Genomic DNA, 13,665 nt, shown 5'->3' with positions numbered 1-13,665 from the left:
CAAGCTGTCGGCGCGCCGAGTTGGCGGTAGGTTCCGCGAGGGCCCGTGATCCGGGCTCTCCACCGACCGTTCGGGAGGCGATGATGTCCGCTCCAGGGGGCTTGGGCTCGAGCTCCGGCATCTTCCGGCGCAAGCCGATCGATCAGATCCAGGACAAGGCCGAAGGCGCCCTGAACCGCACTCTGGGACTGTGGCAGCTGACGGCCATCGGCGTCGGCGGCATCATCGGCGCCGGCATCTTCGCCCTCGCCGGCAGCGTCGCCCACGGCGACGACGCGGCGGGCATCCCCGGCGTCGGCCCGGCCGTGCTGATCTCGTTCCTCATCGCCGGCGTCGCGAGCGCCGCGGCGGCGTTCTCCTACGCGGAGTTCGCCGGCCTGATCCCGAAGGCCGGCTCGGCCTACACCTACGGCTACGCGGTGCTCGGCGAGGTCGTCGGCTGGTTCATCGGCTGGGACCTGCTGCTGGAGTACACCGCGATCGTGTCGGTGGTGGCGATCGGGATCTCGGGCTACTTCAGCTTCCTGCTCGGCCAGCTCGGCCTCGACCTGCCCGCGTGGATGCTCGGCGCGCCCGGCACCGGGCCGGGCCACAAGGTCGACCTGTTCGCCGCACTGCTGTGCCTGCTGATCGCGTACCTGCTCAACCGCGGCATCCGCAGCGCCGCCCGGTTCGAGACGGCGATGGTCGGGATCAAGGTCCTGATCGTGCTGGTGGTCATCCTGGTCGGCTTCTTCTACGTCAAGACCGGCAACTACACGCCGTTCGCGCCGGCCGGCTTCGGTGGCGCGGTGACCGGCGCCGCGACGGTGTTCTTCGCCGTTTTCGGCTACGACGCCATGAGCACGGCCGCGGAGGAGTCGAAGGACGCGCAACGGCACATGCCGAAGGCGATCCTGTACTCGCTGGGCATCTCGATGGTGCTGTACGTGCTGGCCTGCCTGGTCCTGACCGGCATGCAGAAGTACACCGAGATCGACCCGAAGAGCGGCTTCTCGACGGCGTTCAAGTCGGTCGGCCTCTCCGGGCTGGCCACGGTGATCGCGATCGGCGCCATCATCGGCATCCTCACCGTGCTGTTCACGTTCCTGATGGGCGCCACCCGCGTCGGCTACTCGATGAGCCGCGACGGCCTGCTCCCGCCGTGGTTCGGCAAGACCAACCCGAAACGCCAGGTGCCGAGCCGGATGACGTGGATCCTCGGCGGCGCGTCCGCGATCATCGCCGGGGTCCTGCCCATCGGCGAGGCTGCCGAGCTGACGAACATCGGCATCCTGCTGGCGTTCGTCGTCGTCTGCGTCGCGGTGATCGTGCTGCGCTACAAGCAGCCGGACCTGCCGCGAACGTTCCGGACGCCGGGCATGCCGGTGGTGCCCGCGATCGGCGTCGTGTTCTCGATCTGGCTGATCACGTTCCTGCAGCCGGCGACCTGGCTGCGGTTCGCCGTCTGGTTCGTCATCGGCATGGTCGTCTACTTCCTCTACAGCCGGCGGCATTCGGTGCTCAACCGCGGCGGCTCGGACGCCTAGCGGATCCGGTCGAGGCGCGCCGCGGCTTCGCGCGCCTCGACCTTCAACCGCTCGATGATCACGGCGGCCGAAGCGTCGTACGCGAGCGGGTAGGTCTGGCCCGCCCACAGCGAGATCGCTTCCGGGTCCCCGGCCTTCGCCGACGCCTTGCGCACCGGCCCGGCGAGGTTGTTGAGCTGCGGATAGGCGGCCGGGGCGCCCTCGGACAGCGCGTCCACGAACTTGTTGACCAGACCTCGCGCCGGACGTCCGCTGAAGGCGCGCGTGAACACCGTCTCGCGCTCGCCGAGGGCGAGGGCCTTGCGGTGCGCCTCGGACGTCCCGGCTTCGTCCGCGCGCAGGAAGACGGTGCCCAGCTGGGCGGCCACGGCGCCGGCCGCGAGCACGGCCGCGACGTCGGCGCCGTGCACCAGCCCGCCGGCGGCGATCAGCGGCAGGTCGACCCGGGCGGCGACCAGCCTCAAAAGGGCGAGGACGCCGTATTCCGCGCCGCCGCCGGGCAGGTCCGGGTCGTCGGTGAACAGGCTCCGGTGCCCGCCCGCCTCGAAGCCCTGCAGGACGAGCGCGTCGGCGCCGAGGTCCGCGGCCCGGTGGGCGGCCTCCGGAGTGGTCACGGTGACGACCACCTTGCTGCCGGCCTCCCTGAGGCGCAGCACGTCCGACGGCGAGGGCGGCCCGAAGGTGAACGACACCACGGGAACCCGTTTCTCGACCACGACGTCCAGCTTCGCCGGGTAAGCGTCGTCGTCCCACTTCGGCTCGCCGAGCTCGACGTCGTACTCGCGGGCGAACGCCTCGAGCCGCTCACGGTGCGCGCCGATGTCGGCACCGGTGTCCGGCTGCGGGACGAAGATGTTGACGCCGAACGGCCGCCCGGTGAGCTCGGCGGTCCGGTCGATCTGTGCCGCCAGCGCCGCGGGCGTGAGCATGCCGGCGGAGAGGAAACCGAAGCCGCCGGCTTCGGTCACCGCGGCGACCAGCTCCGGAGTGGTGGGACCGCCGGCCATCGGCGCGGCGACGACCGGGAACGTCAGCTCGTCGAACATGCCACCGAGCGTAGTCCCGGGTCCGGCGCGAGGACCACCCAAGCTGGTCTAGACCATAGCGCGCGGAAGTGCGACGATCCCGGCAGGTGCGACGGCGAAGTCGCGCCCTTCCCGCCAGGAGGTCCCCCGGTGAAGCAGTCCTTCGCGCGGCGGCTCGGCCGTGCGCTCGCCGTGCTGGCCCTGATCGGCGCCGGCACGACAGCTGCCCACCTCACACCGGCCGCGGCGGCCACACCGGCGTTGCAGTCGATCGTGCCGGCGCCGGTCTCGGTGACCCCGGCGGCCGGGGTCACGTTCCCGCTGGTGGCGACGACGAAGATCGTCACCGAAGCCGGTTCGGCGCCGGCCAGGCAGGTCGGCGACTACCTCGCCGGGGTGCTGCGGCCGTCGACCGGCTTCGCGCTGCCGGTGTCCGACGCGCCGGCGTCGGTCCCGTCGGACAGCATCGCGCTGCTGTTGAGCGGCGCGCCGGCGGCCGTCGGCGCGCAGGGCTACCAGCTGGTGTCGACGGCGTCTTCGGTCACCGTGCGGGCCACCACCGCGGACGGGCTCTTCGCCGGCGTCCAGACGGTGCGGCAGCTGCTGCCGGGCCGCGTGGAAAGCCCGGCGGCCCAGCAGGGCCCATGGAACGTCCCGGGGGCGACGATCGTGGACTACCCGCGCTTCGGCTACCGCGGCGCGATGCTCGACGTCGCCCGGCACTTCCACCCGGTGGCGACGGTCAAGCGGTACCTCGACCAGCTGGCCCAGTACAAGATCAACAACCTGCACCTCCACCTGGCGGACGACCAGGGCTGGCGCATCCAGATCGACAGCTGGCCCCGCCTGACGACGTACGGCGGCAGCACCCAGGTCGGCGGCGGCGCGGGCGGCTACTACACGAAGGCGCAGTACACGGACATCGTGAACTACGCGGCTTCGCGCCACATCACGATCATCCCGGAGATCGACATGCCGGGGCACGTGAACGCGGCGCTGGCGTCGTACGCGGAGCTGAACTGCACCGGAGTGGCGCCGGCGTTGAGGACGGACACGGCGGTCGGCTACAGCTCGCTGTGCATCTCGAAGGACATCACGTACACGTTCATCGCGGACGTCCTGCGCGAGCTGGCGGCCCTGACCCCGGGTCCGTACCTGCACATCGGCGGCGACGAAGCGTCCTCGACGTCGGCGGCCGACTACCTGACGTTCGTCAACAAGGTGCTCCCCTTGGTGGCGGCCACGGGCAAGTCGGTGGTGGGCTGGCACGACATCGCGAAGGCTGCGTTGCCCGCTTCGGCCACCCCGCAGTTCTGGGGAACGTCGACGTCCGACGCCGGCGTCTCGACGGCGGTTTCCCGGGGCAGCAAGGTGATCCTGTCGCCGGCGAACAAGGCGTACCTGGACATGAAGTACACCAGCTCGACCCCGATCGGCCTGTCGTGGGCGGGCTACATCGAGGTCCGGGACGCGTACGGCTGGAACCCGGGAGCGTACCTGTCCGGCGTCGGCGAATCGGCGGTCCGCGGGGTGGAATCCCCGCTGTGGTCGGAAACGGTGGTGACACCATCGGACATCGACTACCTGGCGTTCCCCCGCCTGGCGGCGCACGCGGAGCTGGGCTGGTCACCGTGGTCAACGCACGACTGGACGGCCTTCCGGACCCGCCTGGGCGCGCAGGCCCCGCGCTGGGTGGCGCAGGGGATCACCTTCTACCGGTCGGCGCAGATCGCGTGGGACACCGGCGGGACGACGAACCCGGGCACGTGCACCGACCCGGCGTGGACCGCGGCCCAGGTGTACACGGGCGGCAACGTGGTGTCCCACAACGGCCACAAGTGGACGGCACAGTGGTGGACGCAGGGCGAGGAGCCCGGAACGACGGGCCAGTGGGGAGTCTGGACCGACAACGGCGCTTGTTGAGGCGAAGGGCCGAAGCACCGGGCGTCGCGCAGGCGGCCGGGCGCGGCTGGACGTCGACTGGCCCGGCGCACCGCGCGAGGACGTCACCGGCCTGCGCGGAGGGTTGCCGGCGCACTTCGGCCGGTGAATTTCGGGCACCGGGCCGGTTCGGCGGGCTAGGTTGGGGCCATGAGCGCTGATCTGGAGCAGGTTCGCACGCTGTCGTTGCAGGAGCACGGCCTCGCCACCGTGGCCACGACTCGCGCGGACGGCACCGTGCACGCCTCCGTTGTCAACGTCGGCGTCCTCGACGACCCGGTGACCGGTGCCCCGGGTGTCGCGTACGTCGCCGTGGGGAAGGCGCACAAGCTCGCCCTGCTGCGCCGGGCCGGGCACGCCACCGTGACCTTCCGGCGTGGCTGGAACTGGCTCTCCGTCACCGGGGCCACCCACCTCATCGGACCCGACGACCCCGACCCCGCCTTCGACCCCGCCGGCTTGCCGCAGCTGCTGCGTGACGTCTTCATCGCCGCCACCGGCACCCACGACGACTGGGCCGAGTACGACCGCGTGATGGCCGAAGAGCGGCGGGTCGCGGTGTTCATCCGCGCGGACCGGATAATCGGCAATCCCTGACCCTTCCGGCCCCAGGAGTCGTCCCGTTGTCCGAGTCCCCGCCGCACCGCGTCACGACACCGGTCAAGGTTCTCGTCGGCTTGCTCGCCGTCGCCGATGCCGGGTTCGGCGCGGCGCTCGCCGCCGGGCTGGTGCGTGGTCTCTCGCCGTGGCTGATCGGCGGCGCCTACGCGGCGACCGTGCTCGTGGCGGTCCTGGCCTACCGCGTCTCCCGCGCCCGCGACCTCAAGCGCGGGCTGGCGGGCCTGCGCGACCTCACCGTCGGTGAGGAGGGCATCCGTCTGCCCGCGGGCACGCTCAGCACGCGGCTGGTTCCCTGGCCGGAGATCGCCGAAGTCACCGTGCGCCGTTCGGCTCGCTTCGGCGACGGCTACCTGCGCGACGCCCTCTGGCTCGACCTGGTCACCGGCGGGGGCGTCGAAAGTTCGGTGCAGCGCTACGCGCCGCGAAGCAAGCTGGACCCGGCACCGCCGCAGCGGAGGCAGTTCGAGCAGACGGCGATCCTCACGCCGGCCCTGTTCGACGCCATGCTCGACCGGCTCCGGAAGGAACTGCGCCACCGGCAGCTGCCCGCCCAGCTCCGCGACACCCCTCGGCTCCGCCGCCTCTGACCGGGCTCAGCCGAGCCGCCCCAGCAACTCGCGGGGCATGATCCGGACCGGGAACGGCCGCTCGAGCTCGGCCGCCTCGTCGCCCGCCGCCTTGGCCACCTGCTGGTAGCAGCCGTCCGCGTCCAGCTCGAACACGGTCAGCGCGGGCTCCGCCGGGTCGATCACCCAGTAGCTGCCGGTTCCGAGCCGTTCGTAGACCGCCTTCTTGAGGTTCCAGTCGTAGATCGCCGTGCTGGGCGACAGCACTTCGACCGCCAGCACCGGTGGCGCCGGGAGATCCTTGTCGGTGAAGTCTTCGTCCCGGCCGACCAGGACGTCCGGCTGCAGCTCGGTATCGTCCCCCGAGTGCACCGCGAAGGGTGCGACGAGTACGTCGTACTCGGGCGGACACACCCTCTCGATCACTCTCCACAGTCTCACCACGATTGCCTGATGCCGTCTTCCTGGCGCCGGGCTCACGATGAGCACCCCGTCGACGAGTTCTCGGCGTCGGCCATCGTCCGGCATCCCCTCAAGATCGTGCACCGTCAGGGGGCCCGAATCGGCGGGATGCTCGATATCTGCCATGACCGTCATGGTGCTCTCCTTTCGCTCTTCGCACCAGAGCAAAGCAGACAGCACCGACAGAAACCACATCGAACACGAGTTCGGCGCCCATATTCACGCGTAGGCGTGAATATGGGCGCCGCTGTCACATCAACGGAACAGTTACTTCTTGTTCTTCCCGGAGTCCTCAGTGGACAGTGCGGCGACGAAAGCCTCTTGCGGGACCTCGACCCGGCCGACGGTCTTCATCCGCTTCTTGCCTTCCTTCTGCTTCTCCAGCAGTTTCCGCTTACGCGAGATGTCACCGCCGTAGCACTTCGCGAGGACGTCCTTGCGGATCGCGCGAATGGTTTCGCGGGCGATGATCCGGGCGCCGATGGCGGCCTGGATGGGCACCTCGAAGTTCTGCCGCGGGATCAGTTCGCGGAGCCGGTTCACCATGCGGTTGCCATAGTTGTAGGCGTCTTCCTTGTGCACGATCGCGGAGAACGCGTCGACGGCTTCACCCTGCAGCAGGATGTCCACCTTGACCAGGTCCGCCGCCTGCGTGCCCGCCTCTTCGTAGTCCAGCGACGCGTAGCCGCGCGTACGCGACTTCAGCGTGTCGAAGAAGTCGAAGATGATTTCGCCCAGGGGCATGTTGTACCGCAGCTCGACGCGGTCCTCGGACAGGTAGTCCATGCCGAGCAGCTGGCCACGCTTGTTCTGGCACAGCTCCATGATCGTGCCGATGAACTCCGACGGCGCCAGGATGCTGACCTTGCTGACCGGCTCGAGCACCTTGTCGATCTTGCTCCCGGTCGGCCAGTCCGACGGGTTGGTGACGTGGATCTCCTTGCCGTCGTCCAGCACCACGTCGTAGACGACGTTCGGCGCGGTGGAGATCAGGTCGAGACCGAACTCGCGCTCGAGCCGGTCGCGCGTGATCTCCAGGTGCAGCAGGCCGAGGAAGCCGCAGCGGAAGCCGAAGCCCAGCGCCACCGACGTCTCCGGCTCGTAGTCGAGCGCGGCGTCGTTGAGCTGGAGCTTGTCCAGCGCCTCGCGCAGCTCGGGGTAGTCGGAACCGTCGACCGGATACAGTCCGGAGTAGACCATCGGCTTCGGTTCGCGGTAGCCGGCCAGCGCCTCCTTGGCGCCCTGGCGCTCCGACGTCACGGTGTCGCCCACCTTCGACTGGCGGACGTCCTTCACGCCGGTGATCAGGTAGCCCACCTCGCCGACGCCCAGCCCCTTGCTGGGCTTGGGCTCCGGCGAGATGATGCCGACTTCCAGGAGCTCGTGGGTGGCGCCGGTGGACATCATCTTGATGCGCTCACGCGGGGTGATCTTGCCGTCGACCACCCGGATGTAGGTCACCACGCCGCGGTAGGTGTCGTAGACCGAGTCGAAGATCATCGCGCGGGCGGGTGCGTCGGCGTCACCCTCCGGTGCCGGAACCGACTTCACGACCTCGTCGAGCAGCGCGCCGACCCCGATGCCGGTCTTGGCCGAGACCCGCAGGACGTCGTCGGCCTCACAGCCGATGATGTGGGCCAGCTCGGCCGCGTACTTGTCGGGGTCGGCCGAGGGCAGGTCGATCTTGTTGAGCACCGGGATGATCGTCAGGTTGTTCTCGAGCGCGAGGTACAGGTTGGCCAGCGTCTGGGCCTCGATCCCCTGCGCCGCGTCGACCAGCAGGACCGCGCCTTCGCACGCCTCCAGGGCCCGCGAGACCTCGTAGGTGAAGTCGACGTGGCCGGGCGTGTCGATCATGTGCAGGACGTGGTCCTGCCCGTCGACCTGCCAGGGCAGCCGGACGTTCTGCGCCTTGATGGTGATGCCGCGCTCACGTTCGATGTCCATCCGGTCGAGGTACTGAGCGCGCATGGCCCGCTCTTCCACGACGCCGGTGAGCTGCAGCATGCGGTCGGCCAGGGTGGACTTGCCGTGGTCGATGTGCGCGATGATGCAGAAGTTCCGGATGAGCTCCGGAGGCGTGAAGGTGGTGTCGGCGAACTTGTTGAGCGCTGTCACTCGAATGAGTCCTCGGAAAGTCGGGGATGGCCACCCCTATGGTCCCATGGCCCTCCGGGTGCGGGTGGGGGTCATCCCCGATGCGGGGTTTTGGGATCCGTGGTGCCCTCGAAGTATGAGCACATCGCACCAGCCGGCACCCCCTCCCCAGCCGGAGACCAGCGGCTTTGCCCGCGTCCTCGACCGGACGTTCGGTCACCCCTCCGGCACGCTCGGCCGCCTCGGCGGCTGGGTCATGGCGCGGGGCAACGCCGCCACCGAGCACCGCGTCGTCGACCTGGCGAAGATCGAGCCGGACGAGACCGTCCTGGTCGTCGGGCCGGGCCCCGGCGTCGGCCTGGAGGCCGCCGCACGCCTGGCCGGGCGCGTCGTCGGCGTCGACCCGTCCCCCGAGATGCTCGCGCTCTGCCACGAGCGCTGCGGCGACCGCGCCGAGCTGCGTGCGGGCTCGGCAGCGCACACCGGGGAGCCCGACGGGTCCGTCGACGTGGTCCTGACCGTGAACAACGTCATGCTGTGGGACGACCGCGCGGCCGGGTTCGCCGAGCTGTTCCGGGTGCTGCGCCCCGGCGGCCGGCTGCTGGTGTCCGCGCACGAGAAGTGGCTGCCCGTGAGCAGGCACGTCCTGGCCGACGAAGCCGCCGCCGCGGGCTTCACCGACCTGCAGACCTGGACCTGGGAGCCCCCGGGCTTCACCGCGCTCGCCGCGCAGCTGCGCGCCGTCAAGCCCGCCTAGCGGGTGTCCGTGCGGATCGGGTGGCCCTCGGGCACCTCGACCAGCACGATCCGCGTGCCGTCCGGATCGGCGATCCAGGCCTCGTCGAGGCCCCACGGCTCGCGCTGGGCGTCCCGCACCGGCTCCAGGCCCTTCTCCTTGAGGCCGGCCATGGTGCCGGCCAGATCCCGGACCTGCAGCCAGAGCACCAGGTCGGGCGAGGAGCCCGTCTCGCCCCGGCCGGAGACCTCCAGGGAGCCGTGGCCGAGGAAGAACACGGTGCCCCCGGGGAACTCGCGTTCCACGGCCAGACCGAGGGTGTCGCGGTAGAACGCCGTGGACGCGGCGACGTCGCGCGGGCGGATCAGCAGCCGGCTCTTCAGGATCTCCATCCGACCATCCCTACCGGACGGGCTCAGGCGGCCGCAATCGCCGCGATGCCGGACAGCACGATCACCGACCCGGCGAGCCGCCGCAGGGCGTTGCCCTCGCCCAGCACCAGCCAGGCGGCGAGGCCGCCGAGCACGATGCTCAGCTCCCGGGCGGGCGCGACCAGGCTGACCGGCGCCAGGGTGAGGGCGAACAGCACGAGGATGTAGGCGACCGGCGACAGCACCGCGACCAGCAAGACTTCGCGGCGCTGCTCGCGCCAGATCCGCGTCACCTCGGCGCGATCGGCCAGGGCGCCGGGCACGAGCAGCACGCTCTGCAGGACCGAGCCGAGGCCGAAGTAGACGACCGGGGGCACGCCGAGGCCGGTCACCGAGTGCGCGTCCCAGAGGGTGTAGCCGGCGATGACGACCCCGGTCAGGAGGCCGTAGAGGATGCCGGCCTTGACCGCGTGCGGGTCGTCCGCCTTGCGCCCGGTGCTGATGACCAGCACCCCCGCGATCACCAGGAACGCGCCGAGCAGGCCGAGCGGGCCGGGCCGCTCGCCGAGCACCAGGACGGCGGCCAGCACCGAAAGCAGCGGCCCGGTCCCGCGCGCGACGGGGTAGACGACGGAGAGGTCGCCGACCCGGTACCCCCGCTGCAGCACGACGCCGTAGGCGATGTGCAGGACGGCGGTGACCGCGGCGGCGAGCAGCCAGCTCCACTGTGGAGGGTGGTCTTCGACCACGAGCAGCACGATCGTGACCGGAAGCAGCAGGATGGCGCCGGCCGTGTAGTAGAGCCAGACGAACTGGGTGCCACCGGAGGAGATCCGCTTGGCCGCGAGGTTCCACGCGGCGTGCACGACGGCGGCGACGAGGACCAGGGACAAGGCGGTGGCGTTCACGGGATCCCCTCGGGTTTCGCGTGCGCGAAAACCCCGGTCCTCCAGGCTTTTGCCCCGTCAGATGAACGACCGGCCGTCCGGGCCCGCCGATGGTGCCGCTCGGACCAGTCCCGCCGGCCCTGGTTGTGTGGTGCGGGCTGTTCGGACCGGCGACGGAACCCTAGGCACTACCGTCGCCCACGGTACTCCCGGCTCCGGACGCCGGCGGCCGGGCTGTTAAAGTGGTCGCTCGCTGCCCGTGCGGCATTCCGTCATGGAGGAAACCCGCTCTTCGAGCGGGGCCACTTCAGCGCGGCGGCGAATCTCACCGAGTGAAACAGGAGTTGCCCTATGGCCAACATCAAGTCGCAGATCAAGCGCATCACGACGAACGAGAAGGCGCGTCAGCGCAACCAGGCGATCCGGTCCTCGGTGAAGACCGCGATCCGCAAGGTCCGCGAAGCCGCCGAGTCCGGCGACAAGGCCAAGGCCGTCGAGCTGCAGCGCGACGCCGCCCAGAAGCTGGACAAGGCCGTCTCGAAGGGCGTCATCCACGCCAATCAGGCCGCCAACAAGAAGTCGGCGCTGGCCAAGCGCGTCAACGCGCTCTGAGCTGGTTGATTTCTGGAAGGCCCCGGCTTCGGCCGGGGCCTTTTCCATGCGCGGAGGTGCGGCGGCTCGGCGCGCCAGCCTCAGCGGCCGACCTTGACAGGCGACCAGCTCCAGACGGCCCCGCCGTCAGCGGCTGCCCTTGGAGGCAGCCACCTCAAGCCCGTCAGCGGTCGCCGTTCGCGGCAGCCACTCCGGACGTCCGCGGCCTCAGCGGTCACCCTTCGCTGCGGCGACCTCCAGGACCGCGCGCTCCAGGGCGTAGCCGGGGTCCGCTGCCACGCCCTTGACCTCGGCGTTCAGCCGGGCGACCACGCGCATCGCCGTGGCCAGGCCGTCAGGGTTCCAGCCGCGGGACTGTCCCTGCGCCTTGCGGATCTTCCACGGCGGCATGCCGAGTTCGCCCGCCAGCTGGTTCGGGTTGCCCCGGCCGGCGGCGGAGACCCGGGCGATCGTGCGGACCGCGTCGGCGAGCGCGTCGGCGACCAGGACGTGCGGGACGCCGAGCTGCATCGCCCAGCGCAGCGATTCCAGCGCCGCCGCGCGGTCGCCGCTGACCGCCTTCTCCGCCACCGCGAACCCGGTCACGTCGGCGCGGCCGCGGTGGTAGCGGCGGACCGCGTCGGCGTCGACGGCTCCGTCCGTATCCGCGACCAGCTGCGTCGCCGCCGAGGAGAGTTCCCGCAGGTCGGAGCCCACGGCGTCAAGGAGGGCGGCGACCCCTGCCGGGTCGATCTTGCCGCCGACCCGGCGCACCTCGTGGCGCACGAACTGCTCCCGCTCGGCCGGCTTGGTCAGCTTCGGGCACTCCGTGATCGCGGCGCCGGCCTTCTTCAGCGCCGCCGGGAGCGACTTGCCCGCCTTGCTGCGCCCGCCACCGGTGTGCACCACGACGACCACGACCCCGTCCGCCGGGTCCTTCAGGTAGCCCGCCACGGCGTCGGCCAGCTCCTGCGAGATGTCCTGCGCCGACTCGAGGACGATCACCCGGCCCTCGCTGAACAGCGAAGGACTGACCAGTTCGGCCAGCTCAGGGGCTGTGAGATCGGACACCCGGACCCGGGTCAGCTCGGCCGTGGCGTCCATCGCGCGGGCGGCGGCGAGCGTCTCCCGGACGGCGCGCTCGATCAGCAGTTCTTCCTCACCCAGCACCAGCTGCAGCGGGGCCGGGGCGGTGGCTTGCGCGGTCACCCGCGAATCCTCTCACTTGCTCAGTCGTGCGCCCGCTCCGGTGATGTCGAGCGGGCACCATGGCACGGCCCGAGCGAGATGTCGTACGGTGTAGCCGAGGCAGCTCGCCCCGGAAAGTTCCGGCGTGCGCGCACCGACAACTGAATACCGCTCATCCAGAGGGGCAGAGGGAACGGCCCGACGAAGCCCCGGCAACCGGCGTACAGCCCGTCATCCCGCGATCGCGGGGTAGCTGACGACCACGGTGCCAATTCCGGCCCGCTCCGGCGGGGCAGATGAGGAAGGAACCTCGCGATGACCGCAACCCTCGGCACGACCTCCACCACGAAGACCCCGGATCTCGGTCCGGCTGTCGAACTGGTGTCGAAGGAAGAGGGCCACCGGCAGCCACTCGCTCCCGAATTCGTCTCCGCCGAAGACTTCTCGCCGCTCGAGGTCGCCTACGACTTCGGCCGCGTCCGCCGCGAAGACATCGAGGCCGGCCCCAAGAACATCTGGCGCTACAAGAAGCTCCTCCCGGTTCCGTCCAACGTCGAAGAGATCCCGAACACCGAGCCGGGCGCGACCCGGCTGGTCCGCGCCGACCGCCTCGCCAAGGAACTCGGCCTCAAGCGCGTGTGGGTCAAGGACGACACCGGCAACCCGACGCACTCGTTCAAGGACCGTGTCGTCGCCGTCGCGCTGGCCGCGGCCCGCGAGTTCGGGTTCGAGGTGCTCGCGTGTCCGTCGACCGGCAACCTGGCCAACGCGACGGCCGCCGCCGCGGCCCGCGCCGGCTGGCGGTCGGTCGTGCTGATCCCGAAGTCCCTCGAGCGCGCCAAGATCCTCACCACCGCGGTGTACGACGGCGATCTCATCGCCATCGACGGCAACTACGACGACGTCAACCGCCTCGCCACCGAGCTGGCGGGTGAGCACCCGAAGTGGGCGTTCGTCAACGTGAACGTCCGGCCGTACTACTCGGAGGGCTCGAAGACGCTGGCCTTCGAGGTCGCCGAGCAGCTCGGCTGGCGCATCCCGCCGCAGATCGTCGTGCCGATCGCCTCCGGTTCGCAGTTGACCAAGGTGGACAAGGGCTTCCGCGAGCTGGGTCAGCTCGGTCTCGTGGAGGCCAGCCTGTACAAGGTGTTCGGCGCACAGGCCACCGGTTGTTCGCCGGTGTCGGCTGCGTTCCGCGAAGGCCACGACGTCGTCCAGCCGGTGAAGCCGAACACGATCGCCCGCTCGCTGGCGATCGGCAACCCGGCCGACGGCCCGTACGTGCTCGACATCGTCAACCGCACCGGCGGCGCGATCGAGGACGTCTCCGACGAAGAGGTCGTCGAAGGCATCCGGCTGCTGGCCCGCACCGAAGGCATCTTCACCGAGACGGCGGGCGGGGTCACCGTCGCCACGGCGAAGAAGCTGGTCGAGACGGGCAAGCTGGACCCGGACGCCGAGACGGTCCTGCTGATCACCGGCGACGGCCTCAAGACCCTCGACGCGATCGAGAACCACGTCGGCCCCAAGGCGACGCTGCCGCCGTCGGCCGCAGCCGTCAACAAGGCACTCGGCTACTGAGCTCCGGCCGGGGGGGGGGGGGGGGGGGGGCCGGGCCGCGGGGGGGGGGGGGGGGCGGGGGGGCCGCCCC

At 70.6% G+C, this 13,665-nt stretch carries 13 protein-coding genes and 1 riboswitch; of the genes, 7 read left to right on the top strand and 6 right to left on the bottom strand.

Going from position 1 to position 13,665, the window contains the following annotated elements; translation table 11 throughout:
- Positions 1-83: 83 nt before the first annotated feature.
- Complete coding sequence (locus AB0F15_RS33285) at positions 84-1,529, top strand: amino acid permease (protein WP_360279124.1); 1,446 nt, start codon at positions 84-86, stop codon at positions 1,527-1,529.
- Here AB0F15_RS33285 and AB0F15_RS33280 read toward each other — a convergent pair.
- A complete protein-coding gene (locus AB0F15_RS33280; protein ID WP_360279121.1) occupies positions 1,526-2,575 on the bottom strand; it encodes a nitronate monooxygenase in 1,050 nt (349 codons plus the stop codon). The two genes, AB0F15_RS33285 and AB0F15_RS33280, sit on opposite strands and share 4 nt — an antisense overlap.
- A gap of 129 nt (positions 2,576-2,704) precedes the next feature.
- On the opposite strand from AB0F15_RS33280, the gene AB0F15_RS33275 reads away from it, so the two are divergent.
- From AB0F15_RS33275 to AB0F15_RS33265, 3 genes are all read left to right on the top strand, one after another.
- On the top strand, positions 2,705-4,477 hold the full coding sequence (locus tag AB0F15_RS33275; RefSeq protein WP_360279118.1) for a family 20 glycosylhydrolase: 1,773 nt from the start codon (positions 2,705-2,707) through the stop codon (positions 4,475-4,477).
- A gap of 168 nt (positions 4,478-4,645) precedes the next feature.
- Positions 4,646-5,092, top strand: a complete 447-nt coding sequence (locus tag AB0F15_RS33270; RefSeq protein ID WP_360279116.1) for a pyridoxamine 5'-phosphate oxidase family protein — start codon at positions 4,646-4,648, stop codon at positions 5,090-5,092.
- Positions 5,093-5,118: 26 nt separating this feature from the next.
- Entirely contained in the window at positions 5,119-5,703 is a 585-nt protein-coding gene (locus AB0F15_RS33265) for a hypothetical protein (protein ID WP_360279113.1), read from the top strand.
- A gap of 6 nt (positions 5,704-5,709) precedes the next feature.
- On the opposite strand, the gene AB0F15_RS33260 is transcribed toward AB0F15_RS33265, so the two are convergent.
- Complete coding sequence (locus AB0F15_RS33260) at positions 5,710-6,279, bottom strand: Uma2 family endonuclease (protein ID WP_360279233.1); 570 nt, start codon at positions 6,277-6,279, stop codon at positions 5,710-5,712.
- 132 nt (positions 6,280-6,411) lie between these two features.
- Complete coding sequence (lepA, locus tag AB0F15_RS33255; protein WP_360279110.1) at positions 6,412-8,262, bottom strand: translation elongation factor 4; 1,851 nt, start codon at positions 8,260-8,262, stop codon at positions 6,412-6,414.
- A 115-nt stretch (positions 8,263-8,377) separates the two neighbouring features.
- On the opposite strand from lepA, the gene AB0F15_RS33250 reads away from it, so the two are divergent.
- Entirely contained in the window at positions 8,378-8,998 is a 621-nt protein-coding gene (locus tag AB0F15_RS33250) for a class I SAM-dependent methyltransferase (protein ID WP_360279107.1), read from the top strand.
- On the opposite strand, the gene AB0F15_RS33245 is transcribed toward AB0F15_RS33250, so the two are convergent.
- Both AB0F15_RS33245 and AB0F15_RS33240 read right to left on the bottom strand, forming a co-directional pair.
- The gene (locus tag AB0F15_RS33245; protein ID WP_360279104.1) at positions 8,995-9,369 is read right to left on the bottom strand and encodes a VOC family protein; all 375 of its coding nucleotides are present in this window, start codon (positions 9,367-9,369) and stop codon (positions 8,995-8,997) included. The two genes, AB0F15_RS33250 and AB0F15_RS33245, sit on opposite strands and share 4 nt — an antisense overlap.
- A gap of 23 nt (positions 9,370-9,392) precedes the next feature.
- The gene (locus AB0F15_RS33240; protein ID WP_360279101.1) at positions 9,393-10,256 is read right to left on the bottom strand and encodes a DMT family transporter; all 864 of its coding nucleotides are present in this window, start codon (positions 10,254-10,256) and stop codon (positions 9,393-9,395) included.
- A gap of 330 nt (positions 10,257-10,586) precedes the next feature.
- Here AB0F15_RS33240 and rpsT point away from each other — a divergent pair, with 330 nt between their 5' ends.
- The gene (rpsT, locus tag AB0F15_RS33235; RefSeq protein WP_155545692.1) at positions 10,587-10,847 is read left to right on the top strand and encodes a 30S ribosomal protein S20; all 261 of its coding nucleotides are present in this window, start codon (positions 10,587-10,589) and stop codon (positions 10,845-10,847) included.
- 207 nt (positions 10,848-11,054) lie between these two features.
- Here the strand turns inward: rpsT and holA are convergent, their stop codons facing one another.
- Entirely contained in the window at positions 11,055-12,035 is a 981-nt protein-coding gene (gene holA / locus AB0F15_RS33230) for a DNA polymerase III subunit delta (RefSeq protein WP_360279097.1), read from the bottom strand.
- Between the two features lie 148 nt (positions 12,036-12,183).
- A riboswitch (SAM riboswitch) is annotated at positions 12,184-12,317 on the top strand.
- Positions 12,318-12,329: 12 nt separating this feature from the next.
- Here holA and thrC point away from each other — a divergent pair.
- Complete coding sequence (gene thrC, locus AB0F15_RS33225; protein WP_360279094.1) at positions 12,330-13,595, top strand: threonine synthase; 1,266 nt, start codon at positions 12,330-12,332, stop codon at positions 13,593-13,595.
- Positions 13,596-13,665: the final 70 nt, after the last annotated feature.

The organism is Amycolatopsis sp. NPDC026612 (assembly GCF_040638285.1).
GTDB lineage: Bacteria > Actinomycetota > Actinomycetes > Mycobacteriales > Pseudonocardiaceae > Amycolatopsis.
This window is presented reverse-complemented; position numbering and strand designations above follow the sequence as displayed.